A 26,673-nucleotide genomic window follows, 5' to 3' on the forward strand; every position below is an offset into this window, starting at 1 on the left:
GTTTTAACAATGATTCGGTAGCGTATTAAATTCCATAAAGGAAAACCAAAAACCTACTTTTTCGAAAAATTTCCTTTCGTAAAACCTTCGCCAACCAAGGTATTTTCGTTCCTAATCAACAACAAGATCGTGTTTTGTTGGTCGTACATTTTAATCATATCACCATCAATGGTATATTTTGTGGTAAAAGTAGAATCTGTGTAAATATCTTTTACTTCAACAGAATCTTTACTCTTAAAATCAAAAGATTTGTACTGCGCCTCTACATCGTTTACATAAACACCGGTAATTACTTTTTCTTTAACAAACGTTACAAAACAAAAGTAAATTACAATTAAAACTATGATGGTGGTTAAGCCGATTAGGATTTTGTTTTGTTTAGAATATTTAAAAATGAAATAAAGTATAAACCCCATAATCAGCGCTACAACGATAAAAAAGATCAAATCCGAATAACTTTTTGCCGTTTTTGGAATTTCAAGAGCTACCGCTGCTTTCACCTCAGGTTTTTTAGCGGAAGCAATTTTTTCTAAAAACTCTTTACTCACCCAGCCTTGTCCGTTGGTTACTTTAATTTTATAAAACTTAGCATTGGTTGTATCTAAAACGGCTACGTTCTCATTTTGTGGCAAAAAACCAATAATCTTACTTTTTGGATCGTTCGTTTCTCTTACCCGTAACTTGTCGGCTTTAACTTTGTACATATCTTGTGCATGTAACTGAATTGATAAAGCAAATAGGATGATGAATAAGAAAAATATTTTGTTCATGGTAGTAGATTAAATGCTTCGGTGTAACCTAGGCGGCAATATTTATTAAAATGGTATCTTTAAGATGTAGCAAAAGTAGGCATAACTTTTAAAATGCCTGTAAAGGAATTGAAATGAATGGATTTAAATTTCTAAAAGTTAAAGTCGCATCAACCAAAAGCAATTGTATAATTGTGGGTTTTAAAATATTCTACCTTGGTTACCAACTTCCTCCGGCGCCACCGCCACTACTGCTACCACCGCCGAAGCTCCCGCTACTAGAAGAGGACGAAGAAGAAGAACTGCTCCCCGACGAACTTCCGCTAGAAGTTGATCGTACAAGCATAGCTAAGCTAATTATTTCAATAAATTCTTCGTATTTGCAGTTTGCACATTCTTTAGTCACCCTACCTTTGCCTGTAGAACTGTAAGTTGGTTGTTCCGTAACTTCTGTTTTCGGTTTGCTAAAGGTTTTTGCTTTACATTTAGGGCATTCATCAAAATTATCAAAGTCTTCAGCTGGCCAGGCTTTAATCAGTTTTTCCTTTCCATCTGTGCTCTGCCAAATATCGTAATCAAAAACCTTTAAAACCTCCTCGTTGCGTTGGCTTTTACTTAAAAATGGTTGGCCTTCAATATTTACGTCTCTATCCAACCTAATCATTTCTTTTTTTGATGAATCCAATGGAGCATTAAACCTTTCGTCTAAATCTTTTCGTTTTCGAAAATGAATAATTATTGGTATTAACAATAGGGGAGAGAAGACGATAAGCCACCAGTACTTTTTGTGAAAATTGTTAAGGTCGTCGAACGCATTTTTATCATCAAAATGCTGTCTTTTTAAATAGGATACAAAAATATTGTACCTAACCAGTAAAGCAATCATACATAGCAGGTAAATTATGATTGGTAAATCAGTTAAGCTGAGCTTTTGTAAAAGACCAAGAGAGCTACTAATCATTGTAACGATGACGAGTGAAACTATGGCAAAGACTACCCCTACACAGCCTGTTACATAAACCGCATCAAACTTGCTGGGTTTTTGTTGATTTACAAGCTGACGTTTTTTTGTTTGCTTAGTAAAGAATTTGAATAAAACGAATGTTAGATAAATGATTGCTAAAGATGATAATCCTGCAAGACTCCAATCGAAACTTTTCTTTCTTTCAACTGCAATTAAACTTTGAATTTCCGCTCTATTTCGAGGATTTGTTAATAATTCAGAAATTTGCTGCACTACAGCTTCAGTTCCTGCATTATAATCTTGCTGTTTAAAAGCAGGGACCAACAAAATTTCGCCAGTTTGTTTTAATACAACATCCGGCAGCAAGCCTTCAACACCATCCCCAGTAATGAATCTATATTTTCTTCTATCCGTGCTTATGAATAGCAGCAATCCATTATTTGCACCTTTTTTTCCTATTCCCCAATGCTTGAATAAATCTAAAGCAAATTCAAAATCATCCGCATTCTCTTCAAAATTTTTAACAACAACAATTGCAAACTCTACTTTTGTTTCTTTTTCTAAATTAACGAGCGCACTATCTAAAAATTCAACGTTTGTTAAAATGCCATCTGGGTTGCTTACAAAATAATTTTGACCCGCACTTTTAGGGTTGGGAATATCTTCAACTTTGTAATATTTTTGAGAAAAGGCGTTTGAATTAAAGCACAATAAAAAAAATAAAATACTTGTTATTTTAAATAGATTCGATATGATTGGTTTATACACCTTCATTTAAATTTAAAAAGGGACTAACTTTTTCAATTGCAAAAGCCAACTGCTCATCCTGTGTTAAATTGGTATTGTCTAAAATTATTGCATCTTCTGCTCGCACTAGCGGACTTTCTTTTCGTGTCGTATCGGCAAAATCGCGATGAGCCAGGTTCTCAAAAACATCTTCTAAGCTAACTTCATTATTTCCTTTACTTTCTAATTCTTTAAACCTTCTTTCGGCCCTAATTTTTGGATCGGCAGTCATAAAAAACTTTAATGGCGCATTAGGGAAAACAGTTGTACCAATATCTCTACCATCCATTACAATGTTTTTCGATTTGCCCATTCGTTGTTGCTGTTTAACCATTTCGTGGCGCACAATTTTATGAGCTGAGACTTCACTAACGTTTTCAGAAACTGGCATTAGCCTAATTTCATCAGATACTTCATCGCCATTTAATGTGATATGTGATTCATAATCGCGGGAGTGGAAATTTAATTCAATGTGTTGTAGCGCATCCGTAACTTTTGCGTCGTCATTAACATCAATTTTATTGCGTAAAAAATAAAGTGTAACGGCACGGTACATTGCACCACTGTCAACATATATGAAACCTAACTTTTTAGCTAATGCTTTGGCAAGCGTGCTTTTTCCACAAGATGAGTAGCCATCTATCGCTACAACTAAATTTTTCTTCATACCTTAACAAAGGTAAAAATTTGAAATTGACTTGCTAATAATTTTATGTTTAAGCGATAAATTAAAATATTTGCTTGTCTTTATATTTAGTAAACAATCATGCTTTTACTAAATTTGTGTTTCTAATTTACAAAAATGATACCTACGCGCGAAGAAATTTTAAAAACTGTTACCTTCAAAACTTCTAGAAGTGGAGGGAAAGGCGGGCAAAACGTAAATAAGGTATCGAGCAAAGTAGAGTTAATTTTCAACTTAGCTACCGTTGAGTTTTTTACTGATGATGAGAAATTACTTTTAACATCAAAATTAGAAAACCGTTTAGATGGCGAAGGATTATTGCATATTGTTTCTCAAGAAGATAGGAGCCAGTTGCTAAACAAAGAAAAAACAGTTGCTAAATTAATCGCTTTACTTAAAAGGTCGCTTCATGTGGAGAAGAAAAGAAAGCCAACAAAAATTCCAAAAAGTGTAATAGAGAAGCGGTTGAAAACTAAATTGGTGATTTCTAACCGTAAAAAAACCAGGAAACCCCCTAACCAGTTGAATGGCGAATAAAACCCAAAGCTTAAGTTCCAACCCCTAAAGGGGAGTTGAAAGGCATGGTAAAAATATTATTTTTGGAGGGTAGAGTAACCCTTTTAGGGGCGGAGGGGTTTTAGTGGAATCTATAGTACAAACTTAGTCCGCCATAATTTTGCGCTTCGGCAACACTTTTAACTTCTTTGGTTTTGAAAATAATATTAAAATCTATGGTAAATCTATTAGAACTATAATTTATGCCAAATTGCTGTTCGAAAACAATCGGTTTAACGCCAAAAGTAACCGGACTATCGTTGTTGAACAAACTGCCTTGTATGGTTGCATCATAAGCCACAAAATTAAGTTGTGGTTTAACGTAAAAAAATAATTCAGAGTTGTTAAGTTTTTTGGTTTTAGCTTCTCCAATTACCGCATTGTGATAAGCACTGTTGAACAGTTGGTTCAATCTACCTGCCCGAATTAATACGGATGTACCAGCGCCAGAAAACGTAGTACCCAAATTTGCATAACCTTGTCCGCTAAAGTCTATCGCATTATCTGTTGTACGGTATAAAAGTTTGCTGTAGTTTGCAGCTAAGTTTAAGGCTAACTCATTTGTAATTTGATAATCCCAACCTGCGGGTGTGTAAAAGCCAACGGTTTTGTGTAAAAATACTTGTGCTTTTTTAGCCAGGGAGTTTGGACCAACGGTTCCAAGTTCTACACTCGTTTTTAGAACACTTTCATTTTTGAAAAATACAGAATAAGCACCACCAGCATATAAATAACCGGCGAAAGGACGGTCTTGATCTTCTTTCTTTGGCACTTGACCCCAATAAGGCGTAAATATTTTTTGTCCTACAGAAACCTCATAAGTTTTCTTTTCAATGTTAACTGATAATTTATTTGGATTTATTGCCCTGCGGAAGTAAATGAAAAGCCCATTGGTGTAATATCTATCGTTTAAGGTTGCCAAGTACGCATCATTTTCAGTTTTAAAACCAAATTCGTTTTTAAAAGACTGCGCAAAACCTGTAAAACAGATTAGAAATAAAAAAGCTGTAAATAAAATAGGTTTCATAAAAAAATAGTCCCGATGTATGATCGGGACTATAAAAGTATTTATTGTTATTGGATTTTTGTTACCTCATCCAAAATATTTATAATTTAATTTACAATTGCTGCCTTCGTAATGGTTAAATCTAAAGGTTTTTTTACTTTATTTTTAGTTAAAGCCAAATCTATTACTTCGCTCATTTCGGTAACATAGTGGAAAGTTAAATCTTTAATATAACTTTCTTTAATCTCCAAAATATCCTTTCTATTGCTCTTACAAAGAATAATTTCTTTAATATTTGCCCGTTTAGCAGCTAAAATTTTCTCTTTAATTCCACCAACTGGAAGTACTTTACCGCGCAAAGTAATTTCGCCCGTCATGGCTAAATGTTGTTTAACTTTACGTTGTGTAAATGCCGAAGTTAAAGCCGTTAACATGGTTACACCCGCAGATGGGCCATCTTTTGGTGTTGCACCAGCCGGCACGTGAACATGTACATCCCAATTGTCGAATAATGTATAATCAATGCCAAATTCAGCTGCATGCGCGCGCAAATACGCCAATGCAATTACCGCCGATTCTTTCATCACATCGCCCAAATTGCCAGTTAAGGTTAACTTTCCCTTACCCGGACTTAAACTCGATTCGATAAATAAAATATCACCGCCAACGCTTGTCCACGCCAAACCGGTTACCACTCCAGCAACTTCATTGCCTTCGTATAAATCCTTATCGTAAATTGGCGCGCCTAAAATACGCTCGATATCCGTTTGCGTTAAAGTAGGCTCATAAGGCTCTTCCATTGCAATTTTAGTTGCCACGCCACGTACAAGCGAACCCACTTTTTTCTCTAAACCACGCACACCAGATTCTCTGGTATAATCTTCAATAACCTTTTCTATTAAAGCTGGCTTTAAATTAATGTCTTTAATTTTTAAACCATGATTTTCTTTTTGCTTTGGTAAAAGGAACTTCTTGGCAATCTCGATTTTTTCTTCGATGGTATATCCATTTACCTCAATAATCTCCATACGATCTAACAAAGCAGGTTGGATTGTATTTAATGAGTTAGCAGTTGCTATAAATAACACATTAGATAGGTTGTAGTCCATCTCCACATAATGGTCGTAAAATGCATTGTTCTGCTCTGGGTCTAAAACTTCTAGCAAAGCTGATGAAGGATCGCCTCTATGATCGGTACCTACCTTATCAATTTCATCTAGTACAAAAACTGGATTATCTGCACCAGCTTTTTTAAGAGAAGATATGATGCGCCCAGGCATTGCACCGATATAGGTTTTTCTATGTCCACGAATTTCTGCTTCATCGCGGATACCGCCCAAAGCCATACGCACATATTTACGGCCTAAAGCTTTGGCAATTGATTTACCTAAAGATGTTTTACCAACTCCCGGAGGACCAACTAAACATAAAATCGGCGCTTTCATATCGCGCTTTAATTTAAGCACAGCAAGATATTCGATAATGCGCTGTTTAACTTTCTCTAAACCAAAATGATCTTTATCTAAAATACGTTGCGCTCTCTTTAAGTCGAAATTATCTTTTGTAAACTCGCTCCAAGGCAAATCCAACAAAAGTTCTAAATAATTTAACTGAACAGAATAATCTGGCGCTGCCGGATTCATTCGCCCAAGTTTATCTAATTCTTTATCAAAATGAGCAAAAACCTCTTTAGACCATTTTTTCTTTTTTGCGCGCTCTTGCAGGGCATCAAATTCTAAATCGGCAGAGTTTCCACCAAGTTCCTCCTGAATGGTTTTTAACTGCTGATTTAAGAAATAATCACGTTGTTGCTTATCCAAATCAGTGCGAACTTTAGATTGAATTTGATTTCTCAATTCCAACATCTGCAATTCTACCATCAAAAGCTCCATTACTTTTTGTGCGCGTTCTTGCAGTTTTCCCATTTCTAGGATTTTCTGCTTATCGGCCATTTCGGCATTCATATTTGATGAAATAAAATTGATCAAAAATGAGGTGCTCTCAATATTTTTTAAAGCAATACTCGCTTCACTCGGAATACTCGGCGAAAGTTGAATAATCTGTGATGACATTTCTCTAATCGAAGCGATTAAAGTTTTAAATTCTTTATCGGTTTTATGTTTTTGTTCTTCAAATTTTTTAACAGTTGCTTGTATATAAGGTTCAGATTGCACTTCGCTTAATAAACTAAAGCGTTGTTTACCTTGTATAATAACAGTGGTATTTCCATCAGGCATTTGAAGCAACTTAATGATGTGTGCAACGGTACCTACTTTATTTAATTGATCAAAAGTGGGATCTTCGATAGAAACATCTTTTTGAGAAACAACACCTATTATTTTACTGCCTTTATACGCTTCTTTAATTAGTTTAATAGATTTATCTCTACCAACCGTAATCGGAATTACTACGCCTGGAAATAAAACAGTATTTCGCAAGGGAAGAATAGCCAATGTTTCAGGTGTTTCTTCATTGTTCATTTCTTCCTCATCTTGTTGAGACATTAAGGGGAAAAATTCAGTATCCTCGTTTATAATTGGCATAGCATTGTTAAAATCAAAAATATCTTGTTTACTCATTCTACTGGTTGTAACGACAAACTGGCAGATTTGTCGAATGTAATGTTATTAATTTAATTGATATGCTCCTAATTTCAACTCTTGTGCCAAACTCCGTTTATATTAGTTGATATGTTAAAAAGGCAGAACATAAAAAATCAATCCCTATCATATTCTAATTATTTTTTCGTTAAGGTATTGTTTAGTCATCATTTTTTTAAAGAGAATGATTAAAAGTATTATAAATTATCAGAATAGAATTATATTGCAGAAAGTTTTTTTAGGCACTTTAGATGTGTTTCAAATTTCTATAAATTTACCTCATTAACATGAATTATTTTAAACAGACTATTTTGTGCTTGGTCATCGTTTCAACAAGCAGTGCCGCATTTTCGCAAAACTATTACGATAAAGGCATGCAGGCTATGTTGAAGAGAGATTTTAAAGTTGCTGTTGTAAATTTAGAAAAAGCAGATGTAAAGGAACCGAATAACCCTAATGTATTGCAGATGTTGGGTTACTCATATTTTCAAAATGGCGATTTCGAAAACTCTATTGCTAGTTATAGTAAGTTGATTGCGGTAAAACCAAATGAAGTTTCTGCCTATTATTATCGTGGCAAAGCAAGGCTCAACATTGCAAATGATCCTAAAGAATCGTTAAACCAAATGCGCGAAATTTTTTATGCTTCGTCCATTAAAGATTTTACCAAGGCCATAGAAATTGGCGGTGATGAAAATGTACAAATGTTGCAAAATAGGGCAATCGCTTATAAAGATTATGGAATATTCAAATCCTACAAAATAAAGAAAAGTGCAGATAAAGTTATTTGCATCTCAATTTTGAATAACTCAGTTGCCGATTTCCAAAAAATATTGACCTTACAGCCATTAAGAAAAGATATAATTGATTTAATTGCTTATGTGAAAGCTCAGGTAGTGAGCTTAAAATAACTGTTATTTTTATAGATTACCATTAAGTTTTCTCTCGCTAGTTGGTAAAAAAAAAACACAAAAGGCCGATATTAGTCGGCCTTTTGTGTTTGAAGTTTTAAATGATACAGCGTTAATTAATTAGGTAATTATTTTTGCTAAGCCCTTTAATAGATGATTTAGAGCGCAGGTTAGCAAATACCATTTTTTAATGTGGAGGCATTAATACCTCGTTCAATACATGAATAATTCCATTTGATGTTGGTACACTTGCCAAAATTTCTGCAGTTCCGTTTACAAAAAACTTATCGCCTTTTTTAGTAATTTTTATTTTTTGACCGTTTACTTGTTCAAATTCCTCGCCATCCGTCATATACTCGGTTTTTAAAACACCAACATAAGTGTGGTATTCTAAAATGTTTTTTAAATCGGCTTTTTTGTCTGCTTTTAAAAGCCCGTCAACGGTTCCTTTAGGTAATTTATCAAACGCTGCATTTGTGGGTGCAAAAACCGTAAATGGTCCTGCATTGCTAAGTGCATCAACTAAACCAGCAGCTTTAACGGCTGCCACTAAAGTTGTATGATCTTTACTTGCCATTGCAACCTGCACAACGTTCGGGTTGGAAACTTCATCCTTAACGCCCGACTGACCCGTAGGCAGATTTGGATCTTGCTCTACAGCTGTTTTATTTTCTTGGTTTTCGGTATTGGAGTTACACGATGACAAGTAAAATGTACTTACTAGTAATAAAAAGTATAGCTTTTTCATAATTCATTTTGTTTACATAAAAGTAATATGAAAGTCACGCTACAATTTATGACTACAGTCATAGATTTTATGAGTATAGGTCAATTGTACTTCAATTTATTTCCTATCGCAACTGTATCAAAAAAAGGCTGAGAAGTATCGAATGTTTGATATTTTGAAAAAAAAATATCAAAAAAAAAGAGGATACTTTTAAAGCATCCTCTTGATAAATTATTTCGTTTTAGAATTTAATCTATTCGTTTTTCGGCAGAACTTCCTAAATCGATTACAACAGGAGTAGAAATACATAATGATGAATATGTACCAATAATACGCCCGATTAGCAATGCGAAGATAAATCCACGGATACTATCACCACCAAAAATGAAGATTACCAATAACACGAAGAATACAGTTAACGAAGTTAAAATTGTACGACTTAACGTGCTATTTAATGCGAAATTAATTAAGTGGTTACGTTCTTCACCATGTAAATCATCTTTACCAGCTTCTTTTAGTTTCTCACGAATTCGGTCAAATACAACAACAGTTTCTGTCATGGTGTAACCCATTACTGTTAAAATTGCTGCGATAAAATCTTGCCCAATCTCTAAAGAGAACGGCATAATTCCATCCAAAATGGTATAGAATGAAAGTACCATTAAAACATCATGGAACAATGCAATTACTGCACCTAAACCATATTGCCATTTCTTAAATCGTACAACGATGTAGATAAACATGAATAAACATGAAATCAATACCGCATAAAATGCGCCGTTTACGATATCACTCGCGATAATTGGCGTAACTTTTTGAGAACTTACAATTTCATATTTGCTACCGCTTAAACCTTTTGCCAAGGCATCTTCAACAACTTTATCCGTTTTAATATCTTGATCTTCGATGTGGAATGTAGTGGTAATTTTTACTTGGCTATCTTCTCCAGCTGTTTTTACTTCTGGTGTTTCGTTGCCAAAAACAGGGCTAAGTTTCGCTTTAAGTTCTTCAGTATTTACACCTTTATCAAAATGTACTAAATAGGTTCTACCACCTTTAAAATCTACCCCTAAGTTTAAACCACCATGTTTAAAGTACATTCCAGTACCTGCTATAATAATTATAGTAGATATAATGTAGTAAACTTTACGATGGCCAACAAAGTTGAATGATAAGTTTTTAAATGCATTACGAGTAAATTTATTATCAAAATTTACTTCGATTTTACGATCTAATAGAGATTCGAAAACAACTCTTGAAATTGCAACTGCTGCAAATAACGATGAAAGAATACCGATACATAATGTAGTTGCAAAACCTTGAACAGGACCACTACCAAATACATAAAGGATAGCACCTAAAATAAATAAGGTAACGTTTGAATCGATGATTGAAGGCATTGCATGTCTAAAACCTTCGCCAATAGCTGCGCGCATTTGTTTACCATGTGCAAGCTCTTCTCTTACACGCTCAAATATTAGGATGTTCGCATCAACCGATAAACCGATGGTTAGTACGATACCAGCAATACCAGGTAAAGTTAACACAGCGCCTAATGAAACCAATATCCCGATTACAAAGAATAAGTTGATTAATAGCGCGAAGTTAGCCACCCAGCCTGCACGGTGATAGTACAAAGCCATGAAAATTAAAATCACGATAAACGCAATAACGAAAGATATTAAACCATCGTGAATTGCTTGTGCACCTAAAGTTGGACCAACAATATAACTACCTGCAATACGTGCTGGAGCTGGTAATTTACCAGCCTTTAATATATTTGATAAATCTTTTGTATCGGATGGTGTAAAGTTACCAGAGATAGAAGAAATGCCACCTGCAATTTCATTTTGAACAGTAGGAGCAGAGTAAACTTGGTTATCTAATACAATTGCAATAGACTTTTTATTGTTTGGATCAGCAGCTGCTTCGCCAGTAATTTTTTTCCATTTTGCAGCACCTTCGCTAGTCATGTACATGGTTACCTCAGGCTTGTTATGCTGGTCGTAATCATCTTTCGAATCGCTAATCGCATCACCGCCCAAATCAGGCTTTCCATCGGCACTTACAACTTTAATAGCATAAAGTTCAAATGCTTTTGTACCTTCTCTTGGCTTAACACTCCACATAAACTTCATTGTAGATGGAATAGAAGCCGCAACTTCTGGAAGTTTTAAGTATGAGTTAACTTTTGCAGTATCTTTCTGTAACGACATACCAACAACAGCACCTGGTATTAATTGTTGTTGACCATTGTCGCCCCTATATATTGGTAAACTTAAAACTGCATATAATGGATTTGATTTTTCCATATCAGCTTTAATAGCAGTTGAGTCTTTCTTTGCGCCAGTTTTGGCTAAACTATCTTTTGCTGCTGCTTTTTCCAAGCCAGCCAATTTACCACCATCTGCAACAACTTTAGCTGTATCTTTATCGGCAGTTACTTTTAACGTAGCCGCTAAAGTTTTATTTATGTTTTCAAGCAAAGGCGCAACCTCTTGTACTTGGTAAACCTGCCAAAATTGTAGTTCGGCAGAACCTTGTAAAAGTTTAGCAATACGGTCTTTATCTTGTACACCTGGCATTTCGATTAAGATACGGTTACTTCCTTCTTGCTTTTGCATGTTAGGACTAACGACTCCGAAACCATCAATACGAGACCGTAAAACAGTAAACGAACGATCGATTGCACTAGTTGCTTCTCTTTCTAAAAAGGATTCAACCTCATTATTAGATGCGTTTGGTTTGATTTGCGATGCATTATCTTGGTTTGAAAAATAATCAGCTAATTTAACATTAGGATTAATTTTCTCGAACTCATCAACAAAAATTTTGATGTAATCCTTACCGCCTGCATTTAACTTAACCTGAGCATTTTGAACTGCTTGAGTAAAATTAGCATCAACGGTGTTGCCTGCTAACGATTTAACCAATTCTGCTAACGATATTTCCATCGTTACGTTCATTCCACCTTTTAAATCTAAACCTAAATTAATCTCTTTAGATTTAACCTCTTGGTAAGTAAATCCTATTAAAGGATAAACCTTGATGGTGCTCATAGAATCTAAATAAGCTTTCTCTTTAGATAAATCACCTTTAGCATAGTCCTTCGCAGCTTTTTCTACTCTGGATGCTACCAAAGTAAAAGATAACGCGTACGCACAAACGATAGCTAATACTATCGCCATAAACTTTATAAAACCTTTTCCTTGCATTGTTTGTTTAAAATAATGTGTCTTTCGCTGTTTTTCAACAAGTCGGCAAATCTAATTAAATTTTTAATTTTAATACCTGTTAATTGATAATTTATCAACTTAAATTTTATCGAGGTAATAATATTTTGGGTTTTTGTGTTAAAACTTGATCAAAAGCATGTAAAAAAAACTTAGTTAGTTAAAATAGTTTTCTTTTGGTTTTTGGGAAATCTTTTTATCACTTAATATATCTGATTTTTACTTTTTTAGCTAATGAAGTCGGGAAAAATCCAGCTTCAAAAGGCACAAAATTTGATAAAATTAGGGAGTTTGCATCCGTGTTAAACGAATTTGTAAATACTACTAAAATTTGTTAGTTATTTTCTTTTCAAAACCTCAAAAGTATAATCGAACTTATTTTTTTCATCAGCCTTATGTGCTTGTTTACTAATTACTTCCCACTCGTTTTTATTAAATTCTGGGAAAAATGTATCTGCATCAAAACTATTGTGAATGGTTGTTAAATATAAAGTTGTTGTTGATGGTAAAGCCTGTCTGTAGATCTCCGAACCACCGATAATAAAGACTTGTTGTTCTTCATTTTTTGTAATTTCAATTGCTTCGTCAAAGCTATTTGCCACTTCAACGCCATCAATCTTGAGGTTTTTATCTCTTGTAATGATGATGTTTCTTCTATTAGGCAAAGGTTTCCCAACAGAATCGAAAGTTTTCCGACCCATTATTACCGTATGACCAGAGGTAGTTTGTTTAAAATATTTCAAATCAGCAGGCATGTGCCACAACAGCTGGTTGTTTTTACCAATTTCAAAATTTTCGCCAACCGCTACAGCGATAGATAATCCCCAACCCCTCGGCGTGTTTAACCCCTCCGCCCCTAAAGGGGAACTTGACTTTCCAACGTTCATGTATATTTTTTGAATTTATGTTTATGCTTTTCCAATATGCTTGTCGCTCCCCCTAAAGTGGAACTTGACTTTCCAACGTTCATGTATGTTTTATTAATTTTTGTTATAAAGCTATCTATCCTTAAGCAACGAACTTTCCGTCTTGCCCTTCACTTTAATTTTTCGTATTTACGCTTGTCCAAAATGCCTGTCGCTCCCCCCTCAGGGGGCTGGGGGGTTATATCGCCACCGCGCCTTTTATATGTGGATGTGCTTCGTAATTTTCTAATGTAAAATCTTCAAATTTAAAATCGAAAATACTTTTTACATTAGGATTAATTTTCATTTTTGGCAATGGTTTTGGATCTCTACTTAATTGTAAATTTGTTTGTTCAATATGGTTGTTGTATAAGTGGGCATCGCCTAAAGTATGCACGAAATCACCAACTTCCAAATCGCAAACCTGAGCCACCATCATGGTTAACAAGGCGTAGGATGCAATATTGAAAGGAACGCCTAGGAATATGTCGGCACTGCGTTGGTAAAGCTGTAAACTAAGTTTACCTTTTGTTTCCCCCATTAGAGGATTAGGGGGAGCTACATAAAACTGAAAAAAAGCATGACAGGGCGGTAAAGCCATTTGCTCAATTTCTGCAACGTTCCATGCAGAAACAATAATTCGGCGAGAATCAGGATTGGTTTTTATGGTATTTATAATGTTAGTGATTTGATCAATATGATTACCATCTGGCGTGGGCCAGCTTCTCCATTGGGAACCATAAACGGGACCCAAATTTCCATCAGCATCCGCCCACTCATCCCAAATGCGAACGCCATTATCTTTTAAATACTTGATGTTTGTATCGCCTGTTAAAAACCAAATTAACTCGTGTATTATAGATTTTAAATGCAGTTTTTTAGTGGTCACCATGGGGAAGCCATCTTGCAAATTGAAACGCATTTGATGTCCAAAAACACTGATAGTTCCTGTGCCCGTACGATCGTGTTTTTGTGTGCCATGATCGAGCACCTGTTGCATTAAATCTAAATATTGTTTCATATATACCTTACCCGAATAACGTTTTTTATCTCGATAATTACAAATATCTAAAATTTCTGTTGTTGAACTTCTTTTTATCCGTTAAAATTAAATTTTAATGTTTTGAGATTGGAAGTTGGCTAATGCTGAGGCACAAATATTTTTAAATTATTTAACAACAAAACAACACCTTAAAAAACACTTTTGTATGTTTGTGAAAGAAATCGTATTTGAGCAAGAAATCTCAAATTTCAATCTACAATCTGAATGTTATCTTTTCCAAACGCAAAAATAAATTTAGGGTTAAATATAACCGAAAAAAGAACAGATGGTTATCATAATTTAGAAACTGTTTTTTATCCCATACAAATAAAAGACGCTATAGAAATTATTGATGCCGAAGAAACCATTTGTAAGATTTTCGGTATCGATGTTCCTGGCGATACTAAAGATAATATTTGTGTAAAAGCTTACAATTTAATTGCAGCAGATTTTAAATTGCCAGCACAGCAGATAAATTTACTTAAGAATATACCAGTTGGTGCTGGTTTGGGTGGTGGTTCTGCAGATTGTGCTTTTATTATTAGGTCGATAAATGAAAAATTTAACCTTGGTTTATCTTTAGCGCAGATGGAAAATTATGCACGCAAATTAGGTTCTGATTGCGCGTTTTTTATTAAAAACAAACCTAGTTTCGCATTTAATAAAGGTGATGAATTTGAAGATTTTCCAATCGATTTATCAATGTTTTATAAAGTTTTGGTTAAACCACCAATTCACGTTAGCACAGCAGATGCCTACGCGTTGGTAAAACCTCAAAGACCTTTGCAATCTTTAAAAGAAATATTACATTTGCCCATACCAATATGGCGAAATAAGGTTATAAACGATTTCGAAATGTCTGTTTTCGCAAAATATCCGCAAATCCATCAAATAAAAAATAGTTTATACCATGCTGGTGCAGTTTTCGCATTGATGAGTGGAAGCGGTTCTTCGGTTTTTGCACTATTTAACCAAGCGATAAAGTTGGCAGAACTGGAGAAAGATAACTTAGTTTTTTATAATATTTAATTTTCATTTTTCGTCGCTCGTTTTTCGAAAACGAAAGACGGCCAACGAAAAACAATTAAAGAGAAGAAATGAACATAAATCTAATCCGCAAGAGCGGAAAATTTAATTTTGAGGCAGAAAACGAAAGTGGTTTTACAGTTGAGTTAGATGCAAAAACTGCCATTGGAGGCGAAGGCAAAGGTTTTAGGCCTATGGAGATGCTTTTAATTGGCTTAGGTGGTTGCAGTGGGATAGATATGGTTAATGTTTTAACTAAGCAAAAGGAGCCTCTTAATGATATTAAAATTGCGATTAATGCAAGTCGAAAGGATGAAGAAATGCCACCTATTTTTGATGTTATTAATATTCACTTTGATTTATTTGGCGATTTAAATGTGCAAAAAGTAGAACGTGCTTTAGTTATGACTTTTGATAAATATTGCTCCGTATCGAACATTTTAGGTCGATCGGCAACCATAAATTTTACTTATGAAATACATAAGGTTTAGGGTATGAGGTTTAAGGCTTAAGGTCTAATCTCACATCTCATATCTCAATACTCACATCTTAATAAAATGAAATCCGAAAATTTTGAAACCATAGCCATTCGTACACAAGCTGAACGCAGTGGGCATAAAGAACATTCTACAGCTATTTATTTAACGTCTAGTTATAAGTTTGATGATGCTGAAGAAATGCGCGCACTTTTTACAAACGAAAAAGAAGGCAATGTTTACAGCCGTTATTCTAACCCAAATACATCAGAATTTATAGAAAAAATGGCGCTTTTAGAAGGTGCAGAAGATGGTTTTGCAACAGCATCGGGCATGGCTGCTGTTTTTACTACTTTTGGTGCTTTTTTAAAAAGTGGCGATCATGTACTTTCTAGCCGTTCGGTATTTGGTTCTACTCATCAATTGCTAAATAACGTGTTTTCTAAATGGGGCATTACGTATTCGTACGCCGATTTGGATAAACCGCAAGATTGGGAAGCGTTAATTAACGAAAAGACGAAGATGATTTTCGTGGAAACACCTTCTAACCCCGGTATTGATATTATAGATTTGCAATTTCTGGGCGATTTGGCCAAAAAGCACAACGTATTATTGGTGGTTGATAACTGTTTCGCTACGCCTTATTTACAACAACCTTTAAAATTTGGTGCACATATTTCTATCCATTCGGCCACTAAATATATTGATGGACAGGGTAGGACCCTTGGCGGGATTATATTAGGAAGTAAAAAATTAATGGTTGATATTATCGCTTTTGCACGCCACAGTGGTCCAGCTTTATCACCGTTTAACGCTTGGATACTATCAAAAAGTTTAGAAACTTTAGCAGTACGTATGGATAGACATTGCGAAAATGCACTTAAAGTGGCTACATTTTTAGAAAATCATCCGAAAATAAAGACTGTTAAATATCCTTTCTTACCTTCGCACCCGCAGTATGAAATTGCTAAGAAGCAAATGAGCCAAGGCGGTGGTATTGTAACTATTGTGGTGCACGGTGGCATTGATGGTGCACGTACTTTTTTGGACGGTTTAAAAATGTTTTCTATTTCCGCAAATTTAGCCGATACACGTTCGATTGCAACGCACCCAGCAACAAGTACACACAATAAATTAACAGAAGAACAGCGTAATGAGGTAGGTATTGAACAAGGTTCTATACGTTTATCTATCGGTTTAGAACATATTGACGATATAATTGCCGATATTGAGGGCGCACTAAGCTAATAGTTAATTTACTTTTTAAATAAAACATAATATGATGCGACACACTATTTTTTTGATTTCCGTTATGATGCTATTTTGTAGTGGTTTATTTGCCCAACAAAATAAAGAAAATTGGACCAAAAATCAATTATTGGAGCCCTCGGTACTTGCTTCTAAAATAACTGAAAATAAAGCAAAAAATTTGTTAATTCTTTCTATCGGACCTGATGCAGTTATTAAAGGTTCTGTAGAAATTGGTCCTGGCCAAAATCCAAAAAACATTAAGAATTTAGAAAACTACCTTAAAAATGTACCGAAGACTAAGGAAGTAATTATTTATTGCGGTTGTTGCCCGTTTGAGAGATGCCCGAATGTTAGGCCTGCCTTTAAGTTATTAATGGATATGGGTTTTAAAAATGGAAAATTGCTCAATCTTCCTAAAAACATTAAAACAAATTGGTTAGATAAAGATTACCCAACGAACGATTAAAATGAAAAAAGTAGCCTGTTTTTTATTGATCTCGTTTTTTGCGACAAGCATTATTTTCGGTCAGAGTAAGATTTTAAAAATTGGGCAAATTGCACCTAAAATTGCATTGCCTACACCAAATGGAGACACGATAACACTCTCATCGCTAAAAGGAAAGTTAGTTTTGATCGATTTTTGGGCAACTTGGTGTGCCCCTTGTGTAAAAGAGCAACCAGAGTTAAAGGCTTTGTATGTTAAACACGCTAATCAAGTAAAAGCAGGTAAATTTGAAATTTTGGGTGTTTCATTAGATAAAAACAAAGAAAACTGGGAAAAAAGCATTGAGCATTTAAAAATTGATTGGCCCCAGGTAAGTGACCTTAAGTTTTGGAAAAGCCAGGTAGCAAAAGATTATGCAATTGAAGATTTGCCATTTAATGTGCTGGTAAATGAGGACGGATTGATTGTGGCGATTAATTTACATGAGAAGAAGTTGGTAAATTTTATTGATGATTATTTGAACGCTAAAATAAAACAACCTTAAAGAAAATCTCATTTACACCCTCTAAAAAGTTGTAGAAATAGTTTAGCTGTACATTTTAAGAATTCGACAAAACTGCGTGTACGCAATTGATAGCGCTATAGTGAAAGTTTTTTTACAATTACGTCACAAAACCTCAAAAAAATATAGATTTACACAAAAAATTAGATTGTAAATTGCGAAAATTTCTAAATAAGAATTAACAATGCATTTTAAAAACAGAATTGCGGTGATCATGTCTGTGTACAATACCTCTTTTAATTTGGTTAAAAGGGCTATTGATTCTGTGCTAAATCAAGATTATCAAGATTTTGAGTTAATCATAATTGATGATGGTAGTAACAATGGTACCCAAAGTCAAATTTTAAATTATGCAATTGAGCATGAAGAAAAAATCACTTATTTACGACATAAAAACCGCAGTCAGGCAGAATCTATAAACCGAGGAATGTTGATTAGCAACAGCGAATTTATTACCGTTATTGATGCCGATGATGAGTACAAACCCAATCATTTAAGTACTTGTTTATCAGAGATTAAATCGCTTGATTTGATTGCTTCAACTACCGAAACAATTGTGAATCAAGAATCAGATTATTATGTTCCCGATCGTTTTGACCACAACCAAGTTATTCATGTAGATAATTGTATTCTTTTCGCCACGTTATTTGGTAAGAAAGAAGTGTTCACTATGCTCAATTTTCAAGATATGTACGGTTCTGATGCGCACTTTTACGAACGTGCAGAAGAAAAATTTGCGGTAAAGAAACTCGATTTACGAACTTATATCTATTACAGAAATAATTTAGAAAGCTTAACCGCAAAAATTAAAAGTAAAGCTCAACTTGAAAATTAATTTTGAAGTTCCCAGCAACGTAATTGTTGCATCGCACATTACTGGCATTTACGATGTAAATAGAAGTACTGTTTTGGCTAACGATGATTTCTCATTGGTTGCAGAATGGGCAAAATCTATTACCGAATTAGGTTTAAACGGCATTATTTTTCATAATAATTTCTCGGATGAAACCTGCAAAATACATCAAAATGATTTTATTCATTTTGTAAAGGTTGATTATAATCCAAAATATAATCCGAATGTATTTAGGTATGCCGTATATGCCGAATTTTTAGAAATCAGTCAAAATTTAATTAAAAATATTTTTTTTACTGATATATCTGATGTTACGGTGTTAAAGAATCCGTTCACAGCAACATTATTTTTAAACAATACTAATTCTATTTTTTGTGGCGATGAGCCCAAAATTTTGGACAATGAATGGATGCAAGCACATTCCGAAAATTTGCGCAATAAAATAGCTGATTATGCTGATTATGAACTAAAATTTAAGGATGCTACGTTGTTAAATTGTGGAATTATAGGTGGTCATATTTCCACTATTCTACCTTTAATCGAAAAACTTTGGGCAATTCATCGCGATCATAATGCTGATAATAATTCTCTTTATACAGGTGATATGGGTGCGTTTAATTATCTCGTTAGAAACCAATATAACGAAACCGTTATTCACGGTTATCCGGTAAATACCGAATTTAAAGCTTACAAAACTGATACTTCTTGTTGGTTTAAGCATAAATAGAAATTCAATTTGCTACTTATTTAGATTTTTAAATATTAGATCATTAAGATTAAAGCCTACCGAAAGTAAAGCGTAACTTCGGACTATGAAAATTGCTTTTTTCTCTGCTAAAGAATACGATAAAACGTTTTTTAATTTAGCCAATAAACAGTTTGGTTTTGAAATACAATACCACGAAACACATTTAGGGCCACATATTGTTGATTTAATTAAAGATGTGCAAGCAGTGTGCGTTTTTGTTAACGATAAATTAACAAGGGAAGTGATAGAAGCACTTTCGAAAAAAGGTGTTAAAATTATCGCTTTGCGTTGTGCAGGTTTTAATAATGTGGATTTAGAAGCAGCAAAAGAATTTGGGATAACGGTTTGTAGAGTGCCAAGCTATTCGCCAGAAGCTGTTGCTGAACATGCTGTTGCTATGCTTTTAACCATCAACAGAAAAACTCATAAAGCTTATAACCGGGTTAGGGAACAAAATTTTTCGCTTGACGGACTTTTAGGATATAACTTAAATGGTAAAACCGTAGGCGTAATTGGCACAGGTAAAATTGGGCATGCATTTATTAAAATTATGTTGGGTTTTGGCTGTAAAGTTTTGGCTTACGATGTTTTTCCTGATGATTCATTAATTAGCAACGGTGTTGATTATGTTACTTTAGAAGAATTGCTTCGCCAATCAGACATCATCTCTCTTCATTGTCCGTTAACGAAAGAAAACCATTACTTAATCAACAATAAAACTTTGGCGTTAATGCAAAATGGCGTTACTTTAATCAACACCAGTCGTGGTGGTTTAATAAATACTGAAGATATTATAAGCGCGCTAAAATCTAAAAAACTTGCGGCGCTTTGCATCGATGTTTATGAGCAAGAAGAGCACTTGTTTTTTAAAGATTTGTCAATGGAGATTATCGACGATGATAAAATTCAACGGTTAATGAGTTTTCCGAACGTTTTGCTTACGGCGCATCAAGCATTTTTTACCCAAGAAGCATTAACAGAAATTGCACAAGTAACTTTAGATAGCATTTCAAAGCTTGATAAAAACTGTATGGAAGAGCATTCGAAAATTATTTTAGCTTAATGGTTGACTGAGGTTTTTTTGGTAAAAGAAGTTTAAAATCGTTCTTTTTAAACCCTCATCAAACAAAATAAATTAGATTAAAATTGATAGAAATATTTTAAATCGTTAACTTTCATAAATGAACGAAGATCAATTAAAAGAGAGTTTTGGAACATTATCAGAAACTATAAATGGGTTGCTGAAATTAGGTTATAGTCACGATTTTAACATTCAGGATGAGTGTTTAGTTTGCAATCAACATAATATTACGCTCTCGCCAGAGGATTTTAAAATTGACAAAGTTTACCGTTTCGAAGGCATTTCAGATCCTGAAGATGAATCGATCCTGTATGCAATTTCATCTGAAAAGTTTAATATTAAAGGAACTTTGGTTAATGGATACGGCATTTCTTACGATGAAAATACGGCAAAATTAGTGGCGAAATTACAAACGAATAAATAAAGCATTAAATGGAAAATAAATCAAACGAGGCAACGCCATTAAGGCCGGAGGGAAGTAGAATTATAGATGCGCCTTTAGTAAAAATGGACTTAAATGAATTTATTGAGCAAATAAAGAGTGAAGCTACTTGGAAAGATAGCGATAGAAATTCGGTAACTATTTTTAAATCGGAAACGATGCGAATTGTGCTAATGGGACTTCATGAGCATGCTGAATTAAAATCGCACAAGGCAAACGGCGTAATAAGCGTACAGGTAATTGCGGGCAAAATAAATTTCGTTGTTGGCGAGGAAAGTTTGCTTTTAGAAAAAGGACAAATGGTTGCCTTGCACGAAAATATTTTACATCATGTTATTGCAGTAGAAGAAAGCTTCTTCTTGCTTACGCTCGCAATGAATAAAAAGTAAAAACTTGGAATTGATAAATTTTTTATAACAGGAACACACATTTAATAGCGCCAACGCTAATCAAATTTTATACGTTAATTGCTCTCCAAATATTTTATTAAAATCTTATCTCTCTTTAATTAATGCCTGTTGCTAAACCTAAAAGAAACGTCAAAAGCAAAAAATCGAAACCTATTTCTACAAAATGGAAACTATTATTTCTTTTCGTTATGTTGGTTTTGCTTTCTCCTTTATATTATGGTTACGTGTTGAGGGGTTTCGCTAGTACTTGGCGTTGGATTAAAGACATTGGCCAAGACCCAAATTACAGAACTTACACAGATTTTAAAATTAAAATTCCAAAGGCTTATACTATCCACGGAATCGATGTTTCTTATTATCAGGGTAAAATAAATTGGACAAAAGTTAAGGCCATGGAAGACGACGATGTAAAAATCAGTTTTGCTTTTATTAAAGCTACGGAAGGTATTTCGTTAGTCGATCCTTATTTCCAAAGAAATTGGCGGGAAGCGCCAAAGGCTGGTTTAGTGTGCGGGGCTTATCATTTTTTCAGACCGAAAAGTGATGGTAAAACCCAAGCGAAATTTTTTCTTCAAGTGGTGAGCATAGAAAAAGGTGATTTACCACCAGTTGTAGATATTGAGGGTTTGGATGGTGTTTCTAGCCTGAAAATGCGTGCAGAATTATCAGATTTTCTCAACTATGTTGAAATGAAAACCAAAATTAGACCTATTATTTACACAGGTTTAAAGTTTTACGAAGATTATTTGAGTGGCAATTTTGACAACTATACTTTTTGGGTAGCTCATTATTATCAACCGAAATTGAGACTGGATAAAAGTAGTTGGCGATTTTGGCAACATTCTGATAAAGGCAGAGTAAACGGTATTAACCATGTGGTAGATTTCAATGTTTTTAATGGCGATAGCCTGACTTTTGAGAAGATGAGGATCCCTTAACCTCAACCCCTAAAAGGGGCTTTCCCTTTCTCCCTGTTAAATCTAAATCCCCAAAGAGGACTTTTAAATGGCGAGGAAAAGAATATTTTTTTTTAAAGTAATGTATTTTATACGGTTTGCTTCTCTCTTCGGAGGTTAGGGGAATAATCATAGTTCTTTATCCCCTAAATCCCCAAAGGGGACTTTTAAAAGGCGAGGAAAAAAGTATTTTTTTTTAAAGGAATGTATTTTACACGGTTTGCTTCCCCCTTCGGGGGATTAGGGGAATAATCATAGTTCTTTATCCCCTAAATCCCCAAAGGGGACTTTTAAAAGGCGAGGAAAAAAGTATTTTTTTTTAAAGTAATGTATTTTATACGGTTTGCTTCCCCCTTTGGGGGTTAGGGGAATAATCATAGTTCTTTATCCCCTAAATCCCCAAAGGGGACTTTTAAAAGGCGAGGAAAAAAGTATTTTTTTTTAAAATAATGTATTTTATACGGTTTGCTTCCCCCTTCGGGGGTTAGGGGGAATAATCATAGTTCTTTATCCCCTAAATCCCCAAAGGGGACTTTTAAATGGCGAGGAAAAGAATATTTTTTTTTAAAGGAATGTATTTTACACGGTTTGCTTCTCTCTTCGGGGGTTGGGGGGAATAACTATAGTTCTTTATGCCCTAAATCCCCAAAGGGGACTTTTAAAAGGCGAGGAAAAAAGTATTTTTTTTTAAAGGAATGTATTTTATACGGTTTGCTTCTCCCTTCGGGGGATTAGGGGAATAATCATAGTTCTTTATCCCCTAAATCCCCAAAGGGGACTTTTAAAAGGCGAGGAAAAAAGTATTTTTTTTTAAAGGAATGTATTTTATACGTTTTGCTTCCCCCTTTGGGGGTTAGGGGGAATAATCACCTTTGCCAATAATTTTTTAATACAATTTGTAAACGGGACTGTATATAATTTATAGCTTTATGTTTTTATTTACTTCGCATAATTATGTCTTCCAAATCTTCAGAACCTAATAATTTAATTAAAGCCTCTTCGCCGTATTTACTTCAACATGCTTACAACCCTGTTAAGTGGTTCGAGTGGGGAGAAGAAGCGTTGCAAAAAGCCAAAGTCGAAAATAAATTGATCTTGGTGAGTATTGGTTATTCGGCTTGCCATTGGTGCCATGTTATGGAACGAGAAAGTTTCGAGAATTTTGAAGTCGCTGAAGTGATGAATCAACACTTCGTTTGTATTAAAGTAGATCGAGAAGAACGCCCAGATATCGATCAAATTTATATGTACGCGATACAATTGATGACTGGCTCAGGAGGCTGGCCTTTAAATTGTATATGCCTGCCCGATCAACGTCCGGTTTATGGTGGTACTTATTTTAGAAAAGAAGATTGGATAAACGTTTTAGAAAACGTGGCTTCGCTTTGGGCAAACGAACCCGAAAAAGCATTGCAGTATGCAGAGCGGTTAATGGGTGGCATTAACGACAGCGAAAAAATAATTCATTCGGAGATAAAAGAAGAATACACAAAAGAACATTTAATCGAAATTATAGAACCTTGGAAACGTCATTTCGACATTACTTTTGGGGGTTACAATCGTGCACCAAAATTTCCTCTGCCCAATAATTGGACATTCTTGCTACGTTATGCGTATAGCTCGAAAGATGAATCTGTTTTTACCGCAACGTGCAATACATTAGAGCAAATGAGTTGGGGTGGAATTTACGATCAAATTGGTGGTGGCTTTGCCCGTTATTCGGTTGATGATAAGTGGCATGTGCCACATTTCGAAAAAATGCTTTATGATAATGCACAATTAATTGATTTATATACTGAAGCCTTTAACTGCTTAGCCTTTCAACCTTTCAAACAATTGGTGGTCGATTGTTTCGATTGGACTTTTCGTGAAATGATGTCGCCCGATGGTTTATTTTATTCTGCTTTAGATGCCGACAGTGAAGGTGTTGAAGGGAAATTTTATGTTTGGGATAAGCAAGAATTTGATGCTGTTTTAGGTGAAGACGCAACTTTGGTTGGCGAATATTTTAATGTAACTGAAGAAGGAAACTGGGAGGAGGAGAAAACCAACATTTTACGTCGAGTAATCGGCGATTCGGAAATTATAGAAAAATACGGAATCGATAGTGAAACGCTGTATGATAAAATTGCGTTAGCCAAAGCCAAATTATTAGATGCAAGGAGCGAAAGAGTAAGACCTCATTTAGATGATAAATGCTTAACCGCTTGGAATGCAATGATGATTAAAGCATTAGCCAATGCATCGCAATCGTTTTATTACGAGTATTATTATGATAGGGCAGTAATTACAGCAGATTTTATTTTAAATAATCTAAAAACGGAGGATGGCGGTTTATACCGAAATTACAAAGACGGAAAAGCGTCTATAATTGGTTTTTTGGATGACTACGCATTCTTAATCGAAGCATTAATTGCTTTATATGAGGCAGATTTTGATGAGAAATGGTTAAATGAAGCGAAAGCTTTAACCGATTATGTTTTAGTTAATTTTAACGATGATGCATCGCCAATGTTGTTTTACACTTCGGCCAAAGGCGAAAGTTTAATTGCCCGCAAGCATGAGGTTATGGATAATGTTATACCAGCTTCTAACTCTACCATGTCGCTAAATTTACAAAAGTTGGGCTTGTTTTTTGATAATGAAAAATATATAGATAAAGCCAAAAATATGCTTAATGCGGTATTGCCAACCATTAAATCTTATGGTTCTGCATATTCAAATTGGGCCATACAATTATATAATGAAGTTTATGGAATTAGCGAAATTGCGTTGGTAGGAGAGGACATTGAGGGTTTGAAAATGGAGTTAAACCAATATTACATCCCCAATAAAATTACAATGGGCGGCACAAAAAGTAGCTTACCGCTGTTGAAAGACAAGCAAAGCAATGAAACAAAAGTTTATATCTGCAAAAATAAGGTATGCCAATTACCAGTTTATTCTGTACCCGAAGCATTAAAATATTTACAATAAAATAATTTAGATGAATAAATTGAAGCGTGTAAATCGCTAAGCCTCGTGTTTTATAGCTTAAAACATAACGCGTTGCATCTTTTTGCAAACTTTAAGAAAAGCTCGTCATTTCTTACGAATATCATACGCAAAGTTAAATATCCATGTTTACGGTTTCCTGTGTTTTTAATTGTTTTTTTCTTTTTACATTAGTGAAATAAATTAACAATCATGCTCAATCAAAATTACGGGATTACAAATAGACAGAAACGCTTAAATACGGATAAAGAGTACTCAAGTTATGCTATTGTAAATAAGAAAAGTTTGCATTTGAGCCTCTTAATGCATGATATTTGAAGTGCGTATTGGATATATATATAAGTTGTGTGCAAGCTATCCCGAAAAGACGCAAAAAATTGACGAAAAATAAAAATGGAAACAGAACCAACATATTTACACATAAGTTTTGAAGAATTTCTAAAAATTGAAACACCTTATGAACTACATAAATTAGCAGTTAAATGTTATTTCTACATTCAAGAATGGATAGTTGAAAGTGAACTTTGTAGTGAAGCTACAGCACTTATGATTTTTTGGAATAATAGTCCGTTTGAACATATTCGTATTGGTTGGAAAACTCGAAAAGGAACAAATGAAGATTTTGATTTAACAAAAACTATAATAACCAACTTTGAAAGAGGGTTATACTTAAAAACTGAAATTAGTTACGACCCAACTGAAAAAATAAATGAAATTGAAAAAATACCAAATGAAGTTTTGGAAGCCTGTAATGGAGAAGAACCATATTTATATTTAGAAGAGAAAGAAATTCAAACTTGGTTTGGAGAATATCTAGAAAATCAAATTCAAAGATGTGAAAGCACAATAGAATTATATAATGTAGCGATATTTTTAAAACATAAAGAATTAGATGTTTATAAAACCGTTATTGAACATCAATTTTGTGATAAAGCAATTGCCTTAATGATTTATTGGCGACTTGAAAAATATTCGAATTTAAGTTTATACGCAGAAGATTGGTTAGAAATCAAACCTATATTAGAAAAAATAGTTCAAAAAATTAAAAATAATGAATATGCAGAGATTTTAACTTACAATCCAAATACTGAAGTAAATCCAATAAAGTGGGAAATTCCAAAATATCTATTTAACAAAATGAGTATGTACCACGAACTGTGTCAAAGCGTTAAACCTTTAAACACAATTAGCGATGAGAACAGGAGAAGATTTTGATTTTGAGAGCTTCAAAAACGAAGCAATGGCTGGGCTAAGTTCCGGCGAAAA

Annotated in this window: 24 protein-coding genes; 15 read left to right on the top strand and 9 right to left on the bottom strand. The window is 34.3% G+C overall.

Annotated features, from left to right (window positions below; all coding sequences use genetic code 11):
* Window positions 1-53: 53 nt before the first annotated feature.
* The 3 genes from EZJ43_RS16005 to cmk all read right to left on the bottom strand — a co-directional run bounded on the left by EZJ43_RS16005 (window position 54) and on the right by cmk (window position 3,166).
* The gene (locus EZJ43_RS16005; RefSeq protein WP_133263728.1) at window positions 54-770 is read right to left on the bottom strand and encodes an SH3 domain-containing protein; all 717 of its coding nucleotides are present in this window, start codon (window positions 768-770) and stop codon (window positions 54-56) included.
* 199 nt (window positions 771-969) lie between these two features.
* Window positions 970-2,487, bottom strand: a complete 1,518-nt coding sequence (locus EZJ43_RS16010) for a TPM domain-containing protein (protein ID WP_133263729.1) — start codon at window positions 2,485-2,487, stop codon at window positions 970-972.
* Entirely contained in the window at window positions 2,474-3,166 is a 693-nt protein-coding gene (cmk, locus tag EZJ43_RS16015; protein ID WP_133263730.1) for a (d)CMP kinase, read from the bottom strand. Before cmk ends, EZJ43_RS16010 begins: the two co-directional genes overlap by 14 nt.
* Before the next feature lie 135 nt (window positions 3,167-3,301).
* Between cmk and arfB the strand changes: the two genes are divergently transcribed.
* Window positions 3,302-3,721: an alternative ribosome rescue aminoacyl-tRNA hydrolase ArfB gene (gene arfB / locus EZJ43_RS16020; protein WP_133263731.1), complete on the top strand. Its 420-nt coding sequence runs from the start codon at window positions 3,302-3,304 to the stop codon at window positions 3,719-3,721.
* A gap of 100 nt (window positions 3,722-3,821) precedes the next feature.
* Here the strand turns inward: arfB and EZJ43_RS16025 are convergent, their stop codons facing one another.
* Window positions 3,822-4,766, bottom strand: coding sequence for a lipid A deacylase LpxR family protein (locus EZJ43_RS16025; RefSeq protein ID WP_133263732.1), 945 nt, complete (start codon window positions 4,764-4,766; stop codon window positions 3,822-3,824).
* Window positions 4,767-4,852: 86 nt separating this feature from the next.
* Window positions 4,853-7,324 carry an endopeptidase La gene (gene lon / locus EZJ43_RS16030; protein ID WP_133263733.1) on the bottom strand — a complete coding sequence of 824 codons (2,472 nt, stop codon included), beginning with the start codon at window positions 7,322-7,324 and terminating at the stop codon, window positions 4,853-4,855.
* Window positions 7,325-7,632: 308 nt separating this feature from the next.
* Between lon and EZJ43_RS16035 the strand changes: the two genes are divergently transcribed.
* Entirely contained in the window at window positions 7,633-8,256 is a 624-nt protein-coding gene (locus tag EZJ43_RS16035; protein ID WP_133263734.1) for a tetratricopeptide repeat protein, read from the top strand.
* A gap of 187 nt (window positions 8,257-8,443) precedes the next feature.
* Here the strand turns inward: EZJ43_RS16035 and EZJ43_RS16040 are convergent, their stop codons facing one another.
* From EZJ43_RS16040 to EZJ43_RS16055, 4 genes are all read right to left on the bottom strand, one after another.
* A complete protein-coding gene (locus tag EZJ43_RS16040; protein WP_133263735.1) occupies window positions 8,444-9,004 on the bottom strand; it encodes a fasciclin domain-containing protein in 561 nt (186 codons plus the stop codon).
* Between the two features lie 227 nt (window positions 9,005-9,231).
* The gene (gene secDF / locus EZJ43_RS16045) at window positions 9,232-12,198 is read right to left on the bottom strand and encodes a protein translocase subunit SecDF (protein ID WP_133263736.1); all 2,967 of its coding nucleotides are present in this window, start codon (window positions 12,196-12,198) and stop codon (window positions 9,232-9,234) included.
* A gap of 356 nt (window positions 12,199-12,554) precedes the next feature.
* On the bottom strand, window positions 12,555-13,103 hold the full coding sequence (locus tag EZJ43_RS16050) for a dihydrofolate reductase (RefSeq protein WP_133263737.1): 549 nt from the start codon (window positions 13,101-13,103) through the stop codon (window positions 12,555-12,557).
* A 217-nt stretch (window positions 13,104-13,320) separates the two neighbouring features.
* On the bottom strand, window positions 13,321-14,142 hold the full coding sequence (locus EZJ43_RS16055; protein WP_133263738.1) for a thymidylate synthase: 822 nt from the start codon (window positions 14,140-14,142) through the stop codon (window positions 13,321-13,323).
* Between the two features lie 246 nt (window positions 14,143-14,388).
* Between EZJ43_RS16055 and ispE the strand changes: the two genes are divergently transcribed.
* The 13 genes from ispE to EZJ43_RS16120 all read left to right on the top strand — a co-directional run bounded on the left by ispE (window position 14,389) and on the right by EZJ43_RS16120 (window position 26,622).
* Window positions 14,389-15,192: a 4-(cytidine 5'-diphospho)-2-C-methyl-D-erythritol kinase gene (gene ispE, locus EZJ43_RS16060; protein WP_133263739.1), complete on the top strand. Its 804-nt coding sequence runs from the start codon at window positions 14,389-14,391 to the stop codon at window positions 15,190-15,192.
* 68 nt (window positions 15,193-15,260) lie between these two features.
* Complete coding sequence (locus tag EZJ43_RS16065; RefSeq protein ID WP_133263740.1) at window positions 15,261-15,680, top strand: OsmC family protein; 420 nt, start codon at window positions 15,261-15,263, stop codon at window positions 15,678-15,680.
* Window positions 15,681-15,746: 66 nt separating this feature from the next.
* Complete coding sequence (locus EZJ43_RS16070; RefSeq protein WP_133263741.1) at window positions 15,747-16,913, top strand: trans-sulfuration enzyme family protein; 1,167 nt, start codon at window positions 15,747-15,749, stop codon at window positions 16,911-16,913.
* Window positions 16,914-16,944: 31 nt separating this feature from the next.
* Window positions 16,945-17,382, top strand: coding sequence for a rhodanese-like domain-containing protein (locus tag EZJ43_RS16075; RefSeq protein ID WP_207924643.1), 438 nt, complete (start codon window positions 16,945-16,947; stop codon window positions 17,380-17,382).
* 1 nt (window position 17,383) lies between these two features.
* The gene (locus EZJ43_RS16080) at window positions 17,384-17,905 is read left to right on the top strand and encodes a TlpA family protein disulfide reductase (RefSeq protein ID WP_133263742.1); all 522 of its coding nucleotides are present in this window, start codon (window positions 17,384-17,386) and stop codon (window positions 17,903-17,905) included.
* Window positions 17,906-18,107: 202 nt separating this feature from the next.
* Window positions 18,108-18,758 (top strand): glycosyltransferase family 2 protein, encoded by a 651-nt coding sequence (locus EZJ43_RS16085; protein WP_133263743.1) that lies wholly within the window; start codon window positions 18,108-18,110, stop codon window positions 18,756-18,758.
* The gene (locus EZJ43_RS16090; protein WP_207924644.1) at window positions 18,748-19,503 is read left to right on the top strand and encodes a hypothetical protein; all 756 of its coding nucleotides are present in this window, start codon (window positions 18,748-18,750) and stop codon (window positions 19,501-19,503) included. Before EZJ43_RS16085 ends, EZJ43_RS16090 begins: the two co-directional genes overlap by 11 nt.
* An 85-nt stretch (window positions 19,504-19,588) precedes the next feature.
* Entirely contained in the window at window positions 19,589-20,587 is a 999-nt protein-coding gene (locus EZJ43_RS16095; RefSeq protein ID WP_133263744.1) for a 2-hydroxyacid dehydrogenase, read from the top strand.
* Window positions 20,588-20,705: 118 nt separating this feature from the next.
* Complete coding sequence (locus EZJ43_RS16100; RefSeq protein WP_133263745.1) at window positions 20,706-21,029, top strand: phosphoribosylpyrophosphate synthetase; 324 nt, start codon at window positions 20,706-20,708, stop codon at window positions 21,027-21,029.
* A gap of 8 nt (window positions 21,030-21,037) precedes the next feature.
* Complete coding sequence (locus tag EZJ43_RS16105) at window positions 21,038-21,436, top strand: cupin domain-containing protein (protein WP_133263746.1); 399 nt, start codon at window positions 21,038-21,040, stop codon at window positions 21,434-21,436.
* 122 nt (window positions 21,437-21,558) lie between these two features.
* Window positions 21,559-22,395 (top strand): glycoside hydrolase family 25 protein, encoded by an 837-nt coding sequence (locus EZJ43_RS16110; protein WP_133263747.1) that lies wholly within the window; start codon window positions 21,559-21,561, stop codon window positions 22,393-22,395.
* Window positions 22,396-23,367: 972 nt separating this feature from the next.
* Window positions 23,368-25,389 carry a thioredoxin domain-containing protein gene (locus EZJ43_RS16115; protein ID WP_133263748.1) on the top strand — a complete coding sequence of 674 codons (2,022 nt, stop codon included), beginning with the start codon at window positions 23,368-23,370 and terminating at the stop codon, window positions 25,387-25,389.
* A 411-nt stretch (window positions 25,390-25,800) separates the two neighbouring features.
* Complete coding sequence (locus EZJ43_RS16120; RefSeq protein ID WP_133263749.1) at window positions 25,801-26,622, top strand: hypothetical protein; 822 nt, start codon at window positions 25,801-25,803, stop codon at window positions 26,620-26,622.
* Window positions 26,623-26,673: the final 51 nt, after the last annotated feature.

Source organism: Pedobacter changchengzhani, from assembly GCF_004354365.1.
GTDB lineage: Bacteria > Bacteroidota > Bacteroidia > Sphingobacteriales > Sphingobacteriaceae > Pedobacter > Pedobacter changchengzhani.